This window comes from Methylomonas sp. BW4-1, assembly GCF_052474385.1.
This window is the reverse complement of sequence record NZ_CP184125.1, coordinates 4,942,908-4,961,502: the sequence shown is the minus strand read 5'-3', so window position 1 is coordinate 4,961,502 and position 18,595 is coordinate 4,942,908. Positions and strand designations below refer to the sequence as shown.

Below are 18,595 nucleotides of genomic sequence, written 5' to 3'. Positions count from 1 at the left end.
TGCGCGCAGCCTACAGGTTATGCGAACAAATTGTTACTAGACAAGTCCGCGGCGTAAGCTTAGGCTGAACAAAACCGCAGGCAAACCGAGCAAAATTCAATTTCAATTTTAGGATTCATCGCTTACGAGCTGATAAATCTGGATATTTTTTTGGCTAATTGTCTATCCTCGCCGCAATAACACAGCATCCTTTAGCCTGATCACCAGCTCTCGACACCCAAATCGCAGCATTTTGCCTGCCATCGAAAAGATGAAAAAGTCACACCTCGATCTAACAACAACCGGAGAGGAACAGCTTGAAACGTCTCTTTTTTGCCTTATGGCCGGAACAAAACGCCAGGCAACAATGCGCGGCTTTAATCAGCCAACTAAACCGAACCGGAAAACCCGTTAAGGAAGCAAACTTACATGTCACCGTGTTGTTTTTAGGGAGAATTTCTGCAGAACAACAGGCCATAATCACCAAGGAGGCAGGAAAAATGCCAACACCGCTGATAACGTTAAGTTTTGACCGCCTGAGTTTCTGGAAAAAACCTGCCGTGCTATGCCTGACCGCCAGCCAGTTCGATCAAAGCGTGTCGACATTAAACGAAAACTTGGCCCGCATAGCCAAACAACAAGGGATACCCATCGAAAACAGACTATTCAAGCCGCATGTCACTTTAGTTAAAAAGGCTAGTTCGGCAATCGATTTCGATTTCGCCCCCATACTTTGGCAATCAATAGGATTCTGCTTGGTAGAATCCTGCTCAGGTCCGGATGGCGTTGAATATCGAATTATCCAACGCTGGCCGGCAATTTAGCACCCCAAAACAGGAGACTGATCATGCCCTTTTTAAGATTGAACACCAACTCAGTGCTCGATACCGAACTGAAATCAAAATTGTTAGGCGAACTGTCGCAATTGGCGTCCAAAGAGACCGGCAAACCGGAGCGCTACGTCATGATTAGCATTGAGCAAAACGACGCCATGCTGTTTGCCGGTAGCACTACCCCTTTGGCATATCTTGAATGCAAGAGCATTGGCCTGAGCAGTAGCCAAGCCAAAAACTTGTCTGCATCGATATGCCAATTGCTCAATACCCGGCTTTCAATCCCTCAGGATCGGATTTATATCGAGTTCAGTAACTGTCCGGCTGATTTTTGGGGCTGGAACGGCTCGACATTTGGCTAAACGACCCGGACGTCGAATAAATACGACCGTGTATTCAGACAAAACAGACTCAATGAGTTGGCGCACCAAGTCCAAGCGCGCCAACTCAGTCGCCTTATTTGGGCTTTTTAGTTTCTTGAGGCTTTTCCGGTTTCTCTGGCGTAGCAATTTTTTCAGCCGTAGCGGGAGCAGAATCCCCAAACAAAATATTCTTCTCATTCTGTTGCGCGGTTTTCTCCCCAATTCCAGACACATTTTCCAGATCTTTCAATGTCTTAAAATCGCCATGTTCCTTACGATATTGAACCACCGCCTCGGCCTTCTTCGGGCCTATCCCGGTCAAGGCCTTGGAAATGGTTTCGGCATCCGCTTGGTTGATATTGATTGGTTCAGCAAATACGGCAAAAGAATACAGCATAAAAAGTACAAATAACTTTTTCATGGATTTTCTCCGATTGGATTTTAGGGCTGCCTGGACTAATCAGCACACACTTAATCAGCTGACTTTTCAAGCTAGCCAATCTTAGCCTGTTCTTTAAATTTTACAATTCAAAAACAAAAATCCACTGATTAATCGGCACTAGCCACAATCACAGCCCGAACCGGCGCCGGCAAGCCTTCACAAGTTAAATCCGGAGAATGCGGATCCAAAAATTCCGCCAAAGAATGAAACCGCATCCATTCGGTACTGCGCTGCTCCTCGACAGAAGTTTTGGAAACATCCGCTAGGCGAATATTTTTAAACCCGCAGCGGCGCATCCATAACATCAAAGCTGCGCAGCTTGGCAAAAACCACACATTGCGCATTTGCGCATAACGCCCCTCAGGCACCAAGACATGCTGCGCGTCCCCTTCAACAACCAAAGTCTCCAAAATCAATTCACCGCCAGCCCGCAAACAGCCCTTTAATTCCAGCAAATGATCGATGGGCGAGCGGCGGTGATACAACACCCCCATCGAAAACACCGTATCGAATAGCCCCATGTTGGGCGGCACATCTTCTATCCCCAGCGGCAACAGATAAATCGGCGCCTCACCGTGCAGCTTTCGGATAGCCTGGAACTGCATTACGCTGAGTAATGTCGGATCAATTCCAACCACCAATCGCGCTCCCGCACCGAGCATGCGCCAACAATGATAGCCGTTGCCGCAACCAACATCCAAAACCAAGCGATTTCGTAGCGGTGCGATCTGGTCTTTCACCCTGTCCCATTTCCAATCCGAACGCCATTCGGTATCGATGTCAATGTCGAATATCCGATAAGGTCCTTTTCGCCAAGGATGCAGTTGCATCAACTGTTCGCGCAAACCAGCACGCATCTCATCAGAAATATCCTCTGCCTGACCTACTCTGACACTCTCCAACAAATCGACACTGGACGGCATCAAATCCGGCAAATCGTCTACTACCTGTTGCCAGCGTTTCAGATCGCCATGCGACGAATCCGCAAACGCCGCCGCCAATTGCTCAGGCAAACGGTTTACCCAGACTTCGTCGCCGGCCGCCGCCAATGCTTGATAAAGACCTTCGTAAAGCGTCATTTCAATGCAATTATTGAAGCGAAGTTGAAATACTGAAACCAAACTTCCGCGCTGGCGAAACCCGCCAACTTCAAGCGCTGTTGATGCGCGGCAAAGGTTTCCGGAATCAACACATTCTCGAGAGCACTGCGCTTTTGGCTGATTTCCAGTTCGCTATAGCCTTGGGCTTTTTTAAATAAATGATGCATATCAATCTGCAAAGCCTGCTGTTGAGCATCGTCGAACGCCAGCTTTTCGGACAAAATCAAAATCCCGCCCGGCAACAAACCTTGATAGATCGTGGTCAAAAAAGCCTGCCGATCAACCAGCGGAATAAACTGCAGCGTAAAATTCAGCACCACTACAGAGGCATTACTAATCGCAATATCGCGAACATCGGCACATAAAATTTCTATCTCGGCCCCACCACCGGATGCAACCGCCAGATTTTGCCTGCATTGCTCGACCATTGCCGCGGAACAATCCACAGCAACGATTCGGCAATTCTTAGTGGTGATTTGCTGATGCATAGCCAAGGTCGCCGCCCCCAACGAGCAGCCCAAGTCGTAGCAAACGCTGTCTTCCTTGGCAAAACGTGCCGCCAATAAACCGATCGCCGAGATAATAGTGTTGTAACCGGGAACAGAGCGCTGGATCATGTCCGGAAAGACGTTGACGACAGTTTCGTCGAAAGCAAATGCGTTGATTTCGCCTAGCGGACTGGCGTACAGAGAGTCTTTAGCGGATTGCATACTGATGGTCATTCCCGGCTGCCCCTAAACGGCACACCCGGGAACACTAAGAGAGAGGGAAAAGCTTATGAATTATTTTTGCTGTTTAATGCTTCGGTATTGCGTTTAGCCAATTGGTTGATGACCTCTTGCAACGAACCGGTGCGCTCCACTTCGTTTTTGAAGCTGGTGCGATAGTTAGTCACCAAACTGACGCCTTCGATCATGATGTCGTAAGCTTTCCATTGGCCTTTGACGTTCAGCATCCGATAATTGACAGCGATAGGCTGCAAACCGGGTTGCAGCACTTCGGTTTTAATCAGGACTTTTCTTTCGTCTTCTTCCGGGGTGATCGGCAAAAACCGTACAGACCAGTCTTTAAACTCAAAGAAGGCTCGAGAGTAGGTTCTGATCAACAACACTTGAAACTCCTTTTTAAAGCTCTCCTTTTCCGCCGGCGAAGCATCCTTCCACATTTTCCCCAACACCAGCGAAGAAATCAGATCGAAATCCACATTCGGATAAATCACTTCCTGGACGAAGGCATTGATTTTTTGGAAATCATGCGGAAAGGCAGGATCCTGTAAGCGTTGCTTCAACTTGTTGGACGCATCCTCAATGGTGCGTTGCGGCTCGCTCAAATCGGCTGCGGCAACAGGCAAAGAGAAAAACATGCCGGCAAACAAGCTAAAAACCACTACAAATATAAAATGCATGTGACGTTTGATATTCATAAAAACCATCTCAAAAAAGTATCGCCGGCTAATTTCAACCGCCTTCATTCGATACACTGCTAAAATAAAGGCCGAAGCACTAACCCGGCTCCAGATTCTTGCCAGCCTACGGGACCGGCAAATACCTCACTATATTACTATGGAAGAGATGTCATACCCTAACGACTTTTTCCCGGGCACCCGGATGCGCCGGATGCGTTACCAAGCATTTTCCCGACGGTTGATGCGGGAAAATCGCTTAAGCAGCGACGACTTAATCTGCCCGCTATTTGTTATCGAGGGCAATAACAAACAAGAAGCCGTCGCTTCCATGCCGGGCGTCAACCGATTATCCATTGACCTGGTGCTGCGCGAAGCAGAAACCTTATTAAATCTGGGCGTACCCGCCATTGCTCTATTCCCGGTAACCAATCCGGACAAAAAATCCTTAAGCGCGGAAGAAGCTTACAACCCTGACGGCTTGGCACAACGCTGCGTTCGGGCCTTGAAAGACGCCCTGCCGGAACTGGGGATCATCACCGACGTCGCCTTGGACCCTTTTACTTCGCACGGTCAGGACGGGTTACTGAATGACCAAGGTTATGTCGTCAACGACGAAACCGTCGAAGTCCTGTGCAAACAGGCCTTGTCGCATGCCGAAGCCGGCGCCGACATCGTCGCCCCTTCCGACATGATGGACGGCCGCATCGGTGCGATCAGAGCCGTGTTGGAATCTCATGGTCATACCAACACCCGAATATTGGCCTATTCCGCCAAATACGCCTCCAGTTTCTACGGCCCGTTCCGCGATGCGGTCGGCTCGGCCGGTAATCTGGGCGGCGGGAATAAATACAGCTATCAAATGGACCCGGCCAATTCCGATGAAGCCTTGCGGGAGATTGCGCTGGATTTACGCGAAGGCGCCGATATGATCATGGTCAAACCCGGCATGCCCTATCTGGACATCATCCGCCGCGCCAAGGAACAATTCGGTGTACCGACCTTTGCTTATCAGGTCAGCGGTGAATATGCGATGTTGAAAGCCGCGTCGCAAAACGGCTGGCTGGACGAACAGCAGGTGGTGATGGAATCCCTACTGGCATTTAAGAGAGCCGGCTGCGACGCGATACTGACTTATTACGCTAAATCCGCTGCCCAGTGGCTAAAACAACCATAACAACCAGACAAACGGACCCGGCATGAGCGAAGACTTTGATTTTGATGACAGTCATTCGACTGACGATCCACCCCAACAGCGCCGACGTTACTTCGGCCTGGAGCAGGCGGTATTTATCCTGCTGGTCGTTTTATCGCTGACCGGCATCGCGATTACCGAATTCAACCCGCACGACGGCTATGGTTATTGGCTATTCATGGTGATCGTGTTTGGCATGCTGTCGATTTTCGTCTCCTGGCTACAAACCCGAACCAACGACAACGACTTTGGCGACATCGTCAAGGCCCAAGGGCTGCATTGGCTGCATACGCTGGTTGTGGTGATAGCCGCCGCATTGCTTAACAAATCCGAGCAGTTATCCGACAGAAGCGCCAGCCTGGTTATCTTGCTGATCCTGGCCTTAGCCACCCTGCTGGATGGCATCCGCATCGGCTGGCAATACAGCCTACTCGGTTTTTTCCTGGCAACCTGCGCGCTGATCGTGGCTTATTTCGAGAACTTTATGCCCATCAGTATAGGGCTGGGAGTGCTGGTGATAGCCTGCACTTTCCTCTGGGAATATTGGCGCAGCAAATACAGTACCGATGATGAAAATTGAACATTATGCGGTGTTCGGCCAACCGATCAGCCACAGTAAATCACCGCGTATCCATAAATTGTTTGCCGAACAAACCGGTCAACTGATGGACTATAGGGCCCAAGAGGTGCCTGCGGAAACTTTTGCCGCGGCTACCAGCCGTTTTTTTGCGGATGGCGGCAAAGGCCTGAATTGCACCGTCCCGCTCAAGGAACTGGCTTGGCAATATGCCGACCAACTGACAGAACGCGCTCGTCAAGCAAAAGCCGTCAACACCTTAGCCCGCCAAGCGGACGACAGCATATTGGGCGACAACACCGACGGCATCGGCTTACTTAACGACTTAACCATAAACCATGGCATCACGCTGAAGGATGCCGAGATTTTGATTCTAGGGGCAGGAGGCGCCACACGCGGCATAGTCCCTCCCCTACTGGAACAGCAGCCGTCGGGATTGGTCATCGTCAATCGCAATGTGAGCAAAGCCCACGCAATTGCCGTTGATTTCACGGCACTAGGCGCGGTACAAGCTTGCGATTACGCTAATCTTAAAGATCGCCAATTTGATTTGATCATCAATGCCACGTCGGCCAGCCTCAGCGGCGATTTGCCACCCTTGCCGGCCGACCTGTTGAAAGCGGGCGGCAGTTGCTACGACCTGGCTTACGCCAACCAAGCCACCGCATTTGTGACATGGGGCTTGGCGAATAAGGCCGCACACAGCCTGGACGGCTTGGGCATGTTGGTAGAGCAGGCCGCCGAAGCGTTCTTTATTTGGCGAGGCGTGCGTCCGCAAACCTCGCCGGTGATTAGCCTGCTAAACGCCGAAAGAGCATTAAACAACACGAACGGATGAAATTATTGACCGGGGCGATGTCCATGGTAACAATCTCCCCAAACCGCCCGCCATTAACGTTTACTGGAATACTATGAGTGGAATTAGAGCTTTTTTTGAAAAATCCCATGCTAAAGGCAAACCGCAGCGCGGTGGGCAACGCATTACGCCGGAAACTCTAAAACAGTTATTCCCCATCAGGAATTTAAGCGACGAGATATTACAAACTTTCGCCACTGAAAATCACGTCGAAACCCTGGCAGCCGGCAGCACTTTGTTCAGCGTCAATCAACAGGCGACTTGCGCAATGTATTTGTTGCGCGGCACGGTGATTTTGGCCGACCACAACGGCAAAAGCTATGAAATATCGGCAGGCAGCGCACAAGCGAAATTCCCGATATGCAGCGGTATCAAGCACACCGCCACCGCGACCGCAAAAACCGAGATAGACCTGTTGCGGGTATCCCTGAAAATCATGCTGACGCCCAGCCGCCAAGACCACGGCAAATTATCTATTCCGGAAGAATTGCATCACAACCGGCTATTGAGCTTATTCGTAGAACATTTCGAAAATAACGACCACGAGATAGAAATCCCCTCATTACCCGAAGTGGCGATCAATTTGCGCAAAGCCATCCAAAGAGATGTCAACATCGACGAAGCCGTCAAGATTATCCAGCTTGACCCTGCCATCTCCGCAAAATTGATAGAAGTCGCCAATTGCCCGTTATATCTAACCAACGTGCCAGCGAAAAACTGCAAAGACGCGGTGGTGCGTATCGGCTTAAACGCCACACGCAACCTGGTTACGGCGCTGAGTATGAAGCAGATTTTCAAAAGCAAATCGCCGCTGATTAAAAATCATTTGGAAGATCTGTGGAAACAAAGCCTTTATCTGTCCGGCCTCTGCCATGTGCTGGCCAGCCACAGCATGCAGCAAAATCCGGAAAATGCCTTACTGGCCGGACTGGTCTGCGACATCGGCGTAATTCCCTTTCTAAGTTTTACCGCCAACTTACCACCCGAATACCATAATGACGCCGAAATCCTGGAAGCCATGCCCATCATCAAAGGTCCGGTCGGCGCCGTAGTGTTGAAGGAATGGGATTTTGCCGAAGAGTTCATCGACGTAGCCAAATCGTCCAGCGACTGGTTTCAAAACAGCGGCGATACCTTGACGGTGACCGATATAGTGGTCCTGTCCAGACTCCATGCCCTGATCGGCAAAACAGCGACCGCCGATTTGCCGGCGATTACCGCCATTCCGGCGGCGGCCAAATTGAAAAACTTCTCTTTGTCTCCGGAAAATACGCTGGCCATCCTGCACGATGCCAAAACTAAAATTCACGAAGCTTTGAGCATCTTTTCCTCCTAGCCGCATGATCTGGAAATTTTTAAAAAAATCCCCGGACAAAACGCCGACAGAGAGCAGCCCCCCCGCAGCAACCGTCAACCAATTGCCCTTGAGCTACCTGCAAAAGCTCATCCCGCTGGGGGACTTGCCGGCGGCAGACTTGTTGGCAATACCGGTGACCATGCGGAACTTCAACCCCGGCGACATCATATTTAACCGTGGCGCCGAGGCCGAACAATTAAGCTATCTGTACACCGGCAACGTCTATCTGGAAGCGAATAATGGCGCCGGTTATACGGTCGAAGCCGATACTTTTAAAGCCTGTTATCCGCTGGCAACATCCGGCGAACACGCGTTCAGCGCGATTGCCAAATCACCGACCCAAATCATCTACATGCCGCTGTCCAACTTGCAGCACAGCAGCAAACCCGTCAACAATCCGCTGATCAACCCGGAGAGCATTCCGCCCAAGCTGCGAGACAGCTTTTTTTTCGACAGCTTTTGCGATGCGTTCAGAGCCGACAATCTGCATGTTCCCAGCCTACCGGATGTTGCCTTGCGTTTGCGCAGCGCCTTGCAAAAAGACATCAGCATCGCCGATGCGGTCAAAATTTTAAACCTGGACCCGGTTATATCCTCCAAATTGATTCAGGTGGCCAATAGCCCGATCTACCGCGGCAGCAACCCGATCACCAGTAGCCATGATGCAGTGAATCGGCTAGGCTTTAAAACCACGCAAAACCTGGTGACCAGCATCAGCCTGCACCAGTTGTTCAGAAGCCGCAACCGGCAATTGAACAACATTATTCAGACACTTTGGAAACAAAGCATCCAGATTGCCAGCCTCAGCCACACCTTGGCCGGACTAACCCGAAAAGTGAACGCCGACGAAGCCTTACTGGCCGGGTTAATTCACAATATTGGTGCTTTACCTATCGTCACCTTTGCCGAAAGCCTTGGTATTTCAAAGTATACCGAAGAAGAATTACAGGCCAGCATCGCCTGTCTGCAAGGTTTGTTAGGCACCTATATTTTGAAAAAATGGCATTTCCCCGATAGTTTTCAGCAAATTCCCGTCAATACCACAAATTGGTACTTCGACGACGGCCAGGGTTTGCAGTTGTATGACGTCGTTTTGTTAGCCAAATTTCACAGCCAACTCGGCGGCGCCAATACCCAAAAACTGCCGCCACTCAACACCTTGCCGGCCTTTCAAAAACTGGACGATAGCGCACTGACGCCAGACATGTCGCTGAAAGCGCTACAGGACGCAAAACAACAAATTGCCGAGGCCATAAACTTTTTCAGGACATAAGATGAACTGGTTTTCCAAGCTACTGGAAAAAAATACCGCCGCCAAAAGGCCCACCCCGAGAGCAGTGACACCTGGCGCTGAACGCCCGTATAGTCAGCCAACCGACAGCGCGGCATCCAAACCCAACACCACCCATCAGCAAACTCTTACAGTCGCACAACTGAAAAAATTCGCTCCCTTGCGTGATCTGGATGACACCGCCTTAAGCTCATTGCCGCATCTCAGTTTGGCCTACGCCAAGGGGGCGATTATTTTTACCCTGGGGCAACCGACCAGCAGCGTCCTGTATTTGTTGGCCGGACAACTGTCTATGCAGCCGGATAGTGCTAGCCGCTATCAAATCGACGCCGATTCCACGTTAGCCAATCTGCCGCTGAACAGCGGTAGCCGCTGCGGCGCTACCGCCACGGCGCTCAGCGATGTGCGCATTTTGGAAATCCCTATCCAACTCAACCGTTTGTGGACGGATAAAAGTCAGGAAAGCGCCAATTGCGTGGAACTGGTCGATATTCAACTGCCAGAACCGATTAACGGCAGCCGCTTCTTCAACAGCTTCGCCCAAGCCTATCGGGAAAACAAACTCCGCCTGCCATCCTTACCTGACGTAGCACTGAAACTGAAAGATGCGGTGCAAAAGGACATCGGTATCCGTGGGGCCGCTGACATTATTCAACTGGACCCGCCTATCGTGGCAAAATTAATCCAGGTGGCGAACAGCCCCTTGTATGCCACAGAAATACCGATCAACAATTGCCATGACGCGGTAGCCCGCATCGGCCTGAATGCGACGCGGAATCTGGTGATGGGCATCAGTATGAAACAATTATTCAGCTGCACCGACCCGGAACTCATGAAAGGCATGCAGACATTATGGAAAAACAGCCTATATGTCTCAAGTTTAAGCTTCGTGTTGGCACAGGAGTGCAGCAACATCAACCCGGAGGACGCCCTGCTGGGCGGTTTGATTGCCGACATCGGCGCGATTCCCTTACTGCATTTTGCCGAACAATTTCCCGACGGCGGCCCCAGCTTTCAGGAACTAAAAACCGCGCTGCCCTATTTACGCGGCCCGGTCGGAGTGCTGATGCTGCATACCCTCGGATTTCCCGAACATTTGGGCAACATTCCGCATCAAGCAGAAAACTGGCTGTACGACAGCGGCCCGGAACTAACGATGACCGACATCGTCATCCTCGCCAAATTGCACAGCTATTTCGGTTCCGGCAATGCCCGGGATCTGCCTTATATCAACTCGATTCCGGCTTACAGCAAACTAAATCACGGTAAACTGAACCCTGACTTTTCCTTGATGGTGTTGAAAAAAGCCCAAAACCGGGTCAACGCCGCCATGCATTTATTATCCTAATCATCCCGATATTCATATCAGACTGGCTACCGACATGACCAATCCTTTGCTTGAAAACACCGAACTGCCGCAATTTTCTAAAATTCTGCCCGAACACGTGGAACCTGCGATCAATCAGCTGCTTAGCGACGCTCGACAAACCATCGCCCGGCAGTTGGCAGCCGGCGGACCTTACACCTGGCAAAACCTGATCGAACCGATTGAAGCCGCCGAGGATCGCCTCAACAAAGCCTGGTCGCCGGTCAGCCATATGAATTCGGTAGTCAACAGCGAAGCGATGCGCGATGCTTACAATGCCTGCCTCGGTAAACTCAGCGAATATGCCACCGAAACCGGCCAAAACCGCGCATTGTACGAGGCCTACCAAGCCATCCACGACAGCGCGGACTTTGCCAAACTCGACCAAGCGCAGCAAAAAATTGTCAATAATGCCTTGCGCGATTTTCATTTATCCGGCGTGGACTTACCGCCCGAGCAACAAGCGCGTTACAAAGACATCAACCAACAGCTATCAAAACTAGCCAGCCAGTACGAAGAAAATTTGCTGGATGCCACCAACGCCTGGCATAAACAGATCACCCATATCGAAGACTTGGCCGGACTGCCGGAATCGGCCCTGGCGCAAGCGAAACAAGCGGCCGAAGCGGAAGGCAAAGACGGCTGGTTGATCAACCTGCAATTCCCGTCGTATCTGGCGGTGATGACCTACGCCGACAACCGCGAACTGCGCCGCGAACATTATGAGGCCTTCTGCACCCGAGCCTCCGATCAAGGCCCGCATGCCGGGCAATGGGACAATTCCGAACTGATGGAACAAATCCTGGCGCTGCGCCACGAGAAAGCCCAATTGCTGGGCTTTAACAACTACGCCGAATATTCGCTGGCTACTAAAATGGCCAAATCCACCGACGATGTGGTGAAGTTTCTGGAAGATTTGGCCGACAAATCCTGGCACCAAGCCCGCCGGGATTTGACTGAATTGAAAGAGTTTGCTGCCGCCGAGCACGGCCTAAACGACTTGCAAGCCTGGGACATCGGTTATTACTCGGAAAAAATGCGCCAGCATTTCTACCAACTGTCGCAAGAAGAAGTGAAAGCCTATTTCCCCGACAACAAAGTCGTGCCCGGCCTGTTTGCCATCGTCGAAAAACTCTATGGCTTGCAAATCAGCGAAATCAAAGACTTCGACACCTGGCACCCCGACGCCCGCTTTTATCAAATCCTGGATAAACAGGGCCAATTGCGCGGCCGCTTCTTCCTGGACTTATACGCCCGCGCCAAAAAGCGCGGCGGCGCCTGGATGGACGACTGCGTCTGCCGTAAAAAAGTCGGCGATGCACTACAAACACCGGTGGCGTATTTAACCTGCAACTTTACCCCGCCGACTGGCAACGACCCGGCCTTGCTGACCCACGACGAAGTGGAAACGCTGTTTCACGAATTCGGCCACGGTCTGCATCACATGTTGACCCAGATCGATCACCTCGGTGTCTCGGGCATCAACGGCGTCGAGTGGGATGCGGTAGAACTGCCCAGCCAATTCATGGAAAACTGGTGCTGGGAAAAAGAAGCGCTGGGCTTAATCTCCGGTCATTATCAAACCGGTGAACCGCTGCCCGATACGTTGTACGACAAAATGTTGGCGGCAAAAAACTTCCAAGCCGGCATGATGATGGTGCGGCAACTGGAATTCAGCCTATTCGATTTCAAGATGCATCGGGATTACGCTCCGGCCAAGGGCGGACAAATTTATACCATCCTCAAACAGGTGCGTGACCAGGTAGCCGTGGTCAAGGTACCGGAATTCAACCGTTTCGCCCATAGCTTCTCGCATATTTTCGCTGGTGGTTACGCCGCCGGTTATTACAGTTACAAATGGGCGGAAGTGTTGTCGGCGGACGCATTTTCCTTGTTCGAAGAGAAAGGCATTTTCGACCGCGATACAGGTGAGTCTTTCCTGCACAACATCCTGGAGCAAGGCGGCAGCAGCGATGCGATGACCTTATTCAAAAACTTCCGCGGCCGAGAACCCAATATCGACGCCCTGCTCAGACATAACGGTATCGCCGCGTAAATGTTTCCTGGATTGCCTTGATGCTCGTCATCAAGGCAATCGAGTTTTTCAGGAGCGAAAATGAAAAACTGCCCGCAATGCGGCCAGCCCAGGTTGGGCGAGGCATTTAAATGTCCGAGTTGCGACGTGTTTTATTCCCAGCTCGACGAATTGCTGTACGCAGAACAGCAAAAGCAGGAAAGCCTGACGCTAAAAGGTACGCTTAAACGCATTCGCGCCGCCGAAGACCGCCCACAAGCCCTGAGAGCTGCGTTGAAAACCCTGTGGTTCAACACGCCCTTAAAAACCAAGATCGTGATTTGGACCTTAATCGCGTTCGTGTTTGTGCTGGTGGTGCCGGTTTTTTAATTGCTTAAAACGCTCAGGGACTAAAAGCTAACCCATAGCCCCTATCGTTATTCCCCACTTAATCTTCTTTAGGTGCTGCGGGTGCGGGTTCCGTTGGCGTATTGGTCACGGTTAGACTATTGGCATCCAGCTTCAGTAACACCGCATTGTTCTGATGAGCCTTCAACTCGGTCAAAGTGCGCCAGCCGGCATTATCCAATTTACGAAAAGCCGCAAAAAACCCTAATACCCGGGTATCCGCAGCCGGCTCGATCCGCAAGGATTTGTTCTCGCCGGGCTTTATCACCAACTCTTGTTTGCGTACCAGATCGGCGGCCAAAGTAGCCTGTTCTTTATCGAATATGGCAAAAAAATCGGCACCGTTAAAACCACTTTGCTCCCGCAATTCGTAAATTCTTAACACTACCGGCGAGGCTTTACCGTCGGCGTCGGGGTTAATTGAGGCGGTGCTGTTTAGCGTAAGCTCAACGACTGTTGGCGGTGGCGGAGCCGGTTGCTCAGGCACCTCTGCACACGCAGCCAACAACGAGGCAAAAAAAACTGGCAGTAATCTGGCTAACAACATACGACTATCCCTTTAAAAATTAGTTAACGCCATTCTGCCATAGGCACACAGTCACAGTACAAGGATTCATTTCCGGTAATTACTCGCCCAGCGTCGGCTAGTTTTTCAACTTGGTTAGATGCGGTTGCGCTGGCTCAAGGGCGCCGTAGCGGTATTGCGTCGTGCCATTCGGCGTTTGGGCGTTTCGGCGTGAATCAGGCGGTTGTCGCTATCGTATTGGTAGCGGCTGACGCGCTATTCTTCGATCAGGTTGTCGGCCGTAGCGGGAGAAGCGTTTTGATTCAACACTTGGCAACACGTCACCGCGTAGGATTACGCTAACAGCATCTACACTGGATGTTCTGTCACGTACCCAGGAAATACTTTTTTCTTTAAAAAATCGTCGTCCTTGCCGGTATCAAAAAAATGAAGCAGGCGATCTCTAACATGTACATCACCCCACATATTCGTCAATTGATATGTCTCTATAATTTCCTTATCGGCTGGAAGTGATAGGTCTTCTTGCACTACTCGCCCCTCAGTGGTGCAGATATTCCCTTCCGTACCAATATCGATAAGATTCCCTCCCTTGAAGGGGTAACCTCCATCAAAATTAAGCTTGGGCTTTATCCAGTATGGTTCACAGGACGCAGTGCTCGGCTTAACATCTTTATCGGAAACTTTTTTGTCAGCCAAATTATGTAACACGATATTTCCAATAAATAGCGTAAATATTGGATCGACTTCGTTTAAATCAATATTATGCCAATTGCCATCGCCGCTAGTAATATTGAAAAACCGCATGGTAGCTCGACCCAACATTTGCCCCAACGAGTAAAGGTCCTCGCGAAGCTTAAGACTGACAACATTATTATGTTTCCACACGATTCTTTTAGCCATTTCTCGATCTCATTGTTTCCGGGTCGGGTGACGACGTGGCTGGCCTTACCGGGTTTTTCTTCGCTCAGGTTGCTGTCCCGGAATAATTGGCTAGTTGATTTGCTGCTTCAGCTCTTTGTAATGCCCGAACCAATACATAAAGTTATCTCGATTCACGCCATCTTTTCCTGTCCAAAAATCCACGGGGTATTTCCAATCCGAACTACGTGTCTTTCTAGGAGCCAAACTTATATTTACATATCTATGCAACAGTCCTTGGTGACTTGGTGTTTGCAAAACGCCACAATAGCCAAGGGTTTCGAGGAGAACTTTTATCTGCTCCTTGGTCGCTTTAAAAGATAGAATTCTTTTTAATTGCTTCTGAAGCGTTGAAATTGTAGTTAATTGCTCTGCCCGTCTGATTGTCTGCAAAATGTTTCCAAATATTTCGAAATCCAAAGTATTTGGATATACATCAGACAACTTTTGATGCTGCAAAAGAAAAAAACTAATCTCCGCTGGACTTCCAGAAAATAGTCCACCACAAAAAAAGCGCAAATTGTTAAGCGCGGAAAGATCTACAACCCTTTGCTTTGGATAGGAGCACAATTTGCAATAGTGCCCATCCAGCATGTCAAATTGGTGATGAGGAAATGTCTGCATGATCGCATATGCCGCCAATCCACTCCGATAATCAAGTCTGTTGGTACTAAGACTAGCCAAAAAAAGATTTGTAACATGTTCCTTGCGACAACCGGAAAAAATCTCAAAGCAAGCCCGGACGGCTTCGTCATGGTCAATATTCTCCTTATCGAACATTAGCCCTTTATCCTTTGCATATATGAAATCAGCTTGCAAAGTATCTTCCGGGCGAGTCACATTATACTTGCGCAATATCTGGAGTGCTTTTTCATCTACGTCATTCATACAACTACGCCCCTCATTCGCTCTTTATTGGTTTTAGGTCGCTCAGCTATTAACTCCATTTTCTTTTAGATGAGAATCTGCCGTGTCCATTCTAAGGCGAGCTTATACCGAGTTTTTTTAACTTTGAATATGTTATTAATTTTCTGCGATACCCTGGGAGGGTATCTTGTTCGTGTAGCGCCAAGGGCCGGAAGCTGCCATTCGGCGTTTCGGCGCGAATCACGCGGTTGTCACTATCGTACTGGTAGCGGGTGACGCTGTGGCCGGCCTTGCCGCGGTTTTCTTCGGTCAGGCTGCCGCACAGGCGAGGAAGAAGCTTTCTGATTCAGGACTTCGCAGCGAATCAGCGCACTTCCAAGCCTACGATTACGCTGAAGCTAACAGTACCTACGCGGACTGATACTCCTGTAAATTTGGTGGGAGCCCACCTCTGCGTGATATTAAAATTGCTGGCGAAGTTTCGTCACACAAAAAACAGTCCTTGTCGAAAGCGTCCACACCAAGCGAACGCAAGTAGGAACCTAACATCTCTATCGTAAACCGTTCTTTCAGAGACTTACGCGAATACACAGAAATATCTTCGAAATCAAACGGCTCACCACTCTGTCCAAACTTCCACTTACCACCATCATTAGCCGCAAAAATAGTTCTGCGGGCTGTTCCATCTTCGTTGTAGACCTCCAAAATTGACGCGCCGAAATAACCGCGACTTTCAGGAAGCACTATACTCGGCATGGTATGCCGCTGAGCGACCACACGTAGCGCTGGCCGTCTACATCTGCCAGCAAGTACAGCCATTGGTCCAGCAGCATCGGTTCCGCGCCATCCATTGTCAAAAAATACCGTCCAACCAGACTTCGACGTCATGAACAAAAATCTCGTCGCAACCGGGGAAGTAAGTGGTAAAAGTGATCGAAAAGCCACATCGACTCCCCCAACTATATCGCCAATTTCCAGACGACTATTCAAGGGCTGCAAAATAGGCTGCTGCCATTCAATAAACTCATCAACAACCTGGTTTAACGGCATATCAATCAGTCCACACGACGAGGTGATGGGTTCCAAATGTCTATTCGCAATCATATGTTTAATTTTGGGTTCTAAGATCAACTGAACCAGATGGGTCGTTGGCTCGTATTCTCACTTCGTGAGCCGGACCGCGTGTAGAACTGGATGTATCGAACTCAATATATTCGCGCTGACCAGCAGGACTAGTTTCTTGAACATCAGGACGATTTGTTCCAACACGCACACCTTCCGCATTTACTTGCTGCTGATTGACGCGAATATCTCTATAGCCTGCCTGCTGCATTCTTTGCACTTCAGCTTGCGCGGCGGCATTTTGAGTAGGACTTCTGCCAATCGGCCTATTAGTTGGTAAAACTGCGGGTGGTGTCGGGTTAACATTTACGTCCTGAGGTAACCTTCCCCCGCTACAGTCTTTCCCGGTTAATCCCAACGGATCAACCCAATTCACCGGATTAGGCGCATACCGGTAAACGTTAGCACCGCCTTTTAATCCAACCGGATCCTGATGAATAAACCTTCCTGCATTAGGATCGTAATACCGGTTCAGGTTGTAATGCAAACCGGTTTCGGCGTCGTAATACTGGCCTTGAAAACGTAGCGGGTTGTCGATTTCCTCAATATCTGCCAGGGCCAGGTTGCCTTAGACGCGGTAGCGGGCGGACCAGACGATTCTGCCATCGGTATCGGTCAGCTCCCTGGGCGTGCCGAGATGGTCCAGGTGGTAGTGGTAGGTGGCGCCGTTGGCTTGGGTGTTGTCTTGTTCGTGCAACGCCAAGGGCCGGAAGCTGCCGGGCTCAAACAGGTAGGTACGGCTACGCTGGCTATCGGTTTCTGCGAGCAGGCGTGGGCCGTCGTATTGAAACCGGGTTTCGCCCAGCTAGGTATGCTTGACGATGCGCCGACCCAGGGCGTCGTAGCGGTATTGGCTGACGCCGTTTGTAAGTTTCGGCGCGGATCAGACGGTTGTCGCTATCGTATTGCTAGCGGGTGACGATTTGGCCGGCCTTGCCGCAGTTTTCTTCGATAAGGTTGCCGGCGGTAAGCGGGCGAAGCTTTTTGATTCAAGACTTAGCGACACTTTCCTTTGTACGATGACGCTATCGTATCTAGTTGGGCACCAAGCTATTTAATTCTCAACGAATCTACCCATTTATTAGAAATCCCTGCAAAATGATCTCGTAAACGGTCCTCTATGTGTTCAGGACTCCAAACCGCAGCGCGTTCCAAGCCTTCGCATTCTTCTTTAGTCGAGGGGATTTCTTGGGCGTTTATATATAAAAAAATTTTTTTACTTATAGGGTCTTGCTTAAAAAACTTAACGGGCAGTCGCAAACTCTCTTCTAACGGCTGATTTCCAATAACGGGCCAACGTCCTGAGGTCACAGCGGAATTCATCACCCAAACCTTAAACAAAACAGGTGCTGATTCTATTTCTGAAAAACTAGGAATGCTGTCTGTTCTGAGTCCATATAGAGCCAATAACGGCTCTTCTAAAACTCGTCCAAAACAGAATGTTCCATCCCCCATATCTATTTTTACAATGTCACCTTCTTTACGACACACTTTATTATTCATCATCCACCAAATTCTTTTATAGCTTGACCGAAGTAAAAATCTTTTTTTGGATTATGGGGCGAAATGCCATTAATCTTGTTACCGGAAGTCCCACCCACTGACTTTGCTTCACCATATGCGTCAATTAGCTGTTGCTCTCGACCTCTTATGGCTGCTTTGTTTGTTGAGGACTTATCAAGGATCGCAGGACCAAATCCTTCTTGATTAATAGATAGGGCGGCTGCGCGGGCCTTCGTATTGAAAACGGGTTTCGCCTTGCGCGGTGTGTTTGGCGATGCGCCGGCCCAGGGCGTCGTAGCAGTATTCGCTGGTCCCTTGCGGGGTTTCGGCGCGAATCAGGCGGTTGTCGCTATCGTATTGGTAGCGGGTGACGCTGCGACCGGCCTTGCCGCGTTTTTCTTCGATCAGGTTGCCGCACGGGCGAGGAAGAAACTATCTGATTTGGGATTTGGCGACAAATAAGTACGTCTCCCTGGA

23 protein-coding genes are annotated in these 18,595 nt (G+C 50.1%); 12 read left to right on the top strand and 11 right to left on the bottom strand.

Annotated elements, in window-relative coordinates; all coding sequences use genetic code 11:
• Nucleotides 1-296 precede the first annotated feature (296 nt).
• Complete coding sequence (gene thpR, locus ACH5Y9_RS23005; protein WP_445367725.1) at nt 297-803, top strand: RNA 2',3'-cyclic phosphodiesterase; 507 nt, start codon at nt 297-299, stop codon at nt 801-803.
• Between the two features lie 23 nt (nt 804-826).
• On the top strand, nt 827-1,174 hold the full coding sequence (locus tag ACH5Y9_RS23000) for a phenylpyruvate tautomerase MIF-related protein (protein WP_445367724.1): 348 nt from the start codon (nt 827-829) through the stop codon (nt 1,172-1,174).
• 94 nt (nt 1,175-1,268) lie between these two features.
• Here the strand turns inward: ACH5Y9_RS23000 and ACH5Y9_RS22995 are convergent, their stop codons facing one another.
• From ACH5Y9_RS22995 to ACH5Y9_RS22980, 4 genes are all read right to left on the bottom strand, one after another.
• Nucleotides 1,269-1,595 (bottom strand): ComEA family DNA-binding protein, encoded by a 327-nt coding sequence (locus ACH5Y9_RS22995; protein WP_445367723.1) that lies wholly within the window; start codon nt 1,593-1,595, stop codon nt 1,269-1,271.
• Between the two features lie 128 nt (nt 1,596-1,723).
• Nucleotides 1,724-2,695 (bottom strand): tRNA 5-methoxyuridine(34)/uridine 5-oxyacetic acid(34) synthase CmoB, encoded by a 972-nt coding sequence (gene cmoB / locus ACH5Y9_RS22990; RefSeq protein WP_445367722.1) that lies wholly within the window; start codon nt 2,693-2,695, stop codon nt 1,724-1,726.
• The gene (gene cmoA / locus ACH5Y9_RS22985; protein ID WP_445367721.1) at nt 2,692-3,438 is read right to left on the bottom strand and encodes a carboxy-S-adenosyl-L-methionine synthase CmoA; all 747 of its coding nucleotides are present in this window, start codon (nt 3,436-3,438) and stop codon (nt 2,692-2,694) included. The genes cmoB and cmoA overlap by 4 nt, the downstream gene beginning before the upstream one ends.
• Before the next feature lie 53 nt (nt 3,439-3,491).
• The gene (locus tag ACH5Y9_RS22980; protein ID WP_445367720.1) at nt 3,492-4,139 is read right to left on the bottom strand and encodes an MlaC/ttg2D family ABC transporter substrate-binding protein; all 648 of its coding nucleotides are present in this window, start codon (nt 4,137-4,139) and stop codon (nt 3,492-3,494) included.
• Between the two features lie 139 nt (nt 4,140-4,278).
• Here ACH5Y9_RS22980 and hemB point away from each other — a divergent pair, with 139 nt between their 5' ends.
• The 8 genes from hemB to ACH5Y9_RS22940 all read left to right on the top strand — a co-directional run bounded on the left by hemB (nt 4,279) and on the right by ACH5Y9_RS22940 (nt 13,164).
• Nucleotides 4,279-5,295 carry a porphobilinogen synthase gene (gene hemB, locus ACH5Y9_RS22975; protein WP_445367719.1) on the top strand — a complete coding sequence of 339 codons (1,017 nt, stop codon included), beginning with the start codon at nt 4,279-4,281 and terminating at the stop codon, nt 5,293-5,295.
• 22 nt (nt 5,296-5,317) lie between these two features.
• Complete coding sequence (locus ACH5Y9_RS22970) at nt 5,318-5,893, top strand: hypothetical protein (protein WP_319962263.1); 576 nt, start codon at nt 5,318-5,320, stop codon at nt 5,891-5,893.
• A complete protein-coding gene (gene aroE / locus ACH5Y9_RS22965) occupies nt 5,880-6,728 on the top strand; it encodes a shikimate dehydrogenase (protein WP_445367718.1) in 849 nt (282 codons plus the stop codon). Before ACH5Y9_RS22970 ends, aroE begins: the two co-directional genes overlap by 14 nt.
• Nucleotides 6,729-6,801: 73 nt before the next feature.
• The gene (locus ACH5Y9_RS22960) at nt 6,802-8,082 is read left to right on the top strand and encodes an HDOD domain-containing protein (protein ID WP_171697323.1); all 1,281 of its coding nucleotides are present in this window, start codon (nt 6,802-6,804) and stop codon (nt 8,080-8,082) included.
• Nucleotides 8,083-8,086: 4 nt separating this feature from the next.
• Nucleotides 8,087-9,376: an HDOD domain-containing protein gene (locus ACH5Y9_RS22955; protein ID WP_445367717.1), complete on the top strand. Its 1,290-nt coding sequence runs from the start codon at nt 8,087-8,089 to the stop codon at nt 9,374-9,376.
• Nucleotide 9,377: 1 nt separating this feature from the next.
• Entirely contained in the window at nt 9,378-10,742 is a 1,365-nt protein-coding gene (locus tag ACH5Y9_RS22950) for an HDOD domain-containing protein (protein WP_445367716.1), read from the top strand.
• Nucleotides 10,743-10,776: 34 nt separating this feature from the next.
• A complete protein-coding gene (prlC, locus tag ACH5Y9_RS22945) occupies nt 10,777-12,816 on the top strand; it encodes an oligopeptidase A (protein WP_445367715.1) in 2,040 nt (679 codons plus the stop codon).
• A 60-nt stretch (nt 12,817-12,876) separates the two neighbouring features.
• Nucleotides 12,877-13,164 carry a hypothetical protein gene (locus tag ACH5Y9_RS22940; protein WP_033159191.1) on the top strand — a complete coding sequence of 96 codons (288 nt, stop codon included), beginning with the start codon at nt 12,877-12,879 and terminating at the stop codon, nt 13,162-13,164.
• Between the two features lie 58 nt (nt 13,165-13,222).
• On the opposite strand, the gene tssJ is transcribed toward ACH5Y9_RS22940, so the two are convergent.
• The 6 genes from tssJ to ACH5Y9_RS22910 form a co-directional block, all read right to left on the bottom strand.
• Nucleotides 13,223-13,729 carry a type VI secretion system lipoprotein TssJ gene (gene tssJ / locus ACH5Y9_RS22935; protein WP_171697318.1) on the bottom strand — a complete coding sequence of 169 codons (507 nt, stop codon included), beginning with the start codon at nt 13,727-13,729 and terminating at the stop codon, nt 13,223-13,225.
• 327 nt (nt 13,730-14,056) lie between these two features.
• Nucleotides 14,057-14,608: a hypothetical protein gene (locus ACH5Y9_RS22930; RefSeq protein WP_445367714.1), complete on the bottom strand. Its 552-nt coding sequence runs from the start codon at nt 14,606-14,608 to the stop codon at nt 14,057-14,059.
• A 90-nt stretch (nt 14,609-14,698) separates the two neighbouring features.
• Nucleotides 14,699-15,514 carry a hypothetical protein gene (locus ACH5Y9_RS22925; protein ID WP_445367713.1) on the bottom strand — a complete coding sequence of 272 codons (816 nt, stop codon included), beginning with the start codon at nt 15,512-15,514 and terminating at the stop codon, nt 14,699-14,701.
• 387 nt (nt 15,515-15,901) lie between these two features.
• A complete protein-coding gene (locus ACH5Y9_RS22920) occupies nt 15,902-16,579 on the bottom strand; it encodes a hypothetical protein (protein ID WP_445367712.1) in 678 nt (225 codons plus the stop codon).
• A 22-nt stretch (nt 16,580-16,601) separates the two neighbouring features.
• Nucleotides 16,602-17,102: an RHS repeat-associated core domain-containing protein gene (locus ACH5Y9_RS22915; RefSeq protein ID WP_445367711.1), complete on the bottom strand. Its 501-nt coding sequence runs from the start codon at nt 17,100-17,102 to the stop codon at nt 16,602-16,604.
• A gap of 81 nt (nt 17,103-17,183) precedes the next feature.
• Nucleotides 17,184-17,312: an RHS domain-containing protein gene (locus ACH5Y9_RS22910; protein ID WP_445369918.1), complete on the bottom strand. Its 129-nt coding sequence runs from the start codon at nt 17,310-17,312 to the stop codon at nt 17,184-17,186.
• Between ACH5Y9_RS22910 and ACH5Y9_RS22905 the strand changes: the two genes are divergently transcribed.
• Entirely contained in the window at nt 17,253-17,534 is a 282-nt protein-coding gene (locus ACH5Y9_RS22905) for a hypothetical protein (protein WP_445369931.1), read from the top strand. The two genes, ACH5Y9_RS22910 and ACH5Y9_RS22905, sit on opposite strands and share 60 nt — an antisense overlap.
• 131 nt (nt 17,535-17,665) lie before the next feature.
• Here the strand turns inward: ACH5Y9_RS22905 and ACH5Y9_RS22900 are convergent, their stop codons facing one another.
• Complete coding sequence (locus ACH5Y9_RS22900) at nt 17,666-18,121, bottom strand: immunity 26/phosphotriesterase HocA family protein (RefSeq protein ID WP_445367710.1); 456 nt, start codon at nt 18,119-18,121, stop codon at nt 17,666-17,668.
• Between the two features lie 234 nt (nt 18,122-18,355).
• On the opposite strand from ACH5Y9_RS22900, the gene ACH5Y9_RS22895 reads away from it, so the two are divergent.
• Entirely contained in the window at nt 18,356-18,580 is a 225-nt protein-coding gene (locus tag ACH5Y9_RS22895; protein WP_445367709.1) for a hypothetical protein, read from the top strand.
• Nucleotides 18,581-18,595 lie beyond the last annotated feature (15 nt).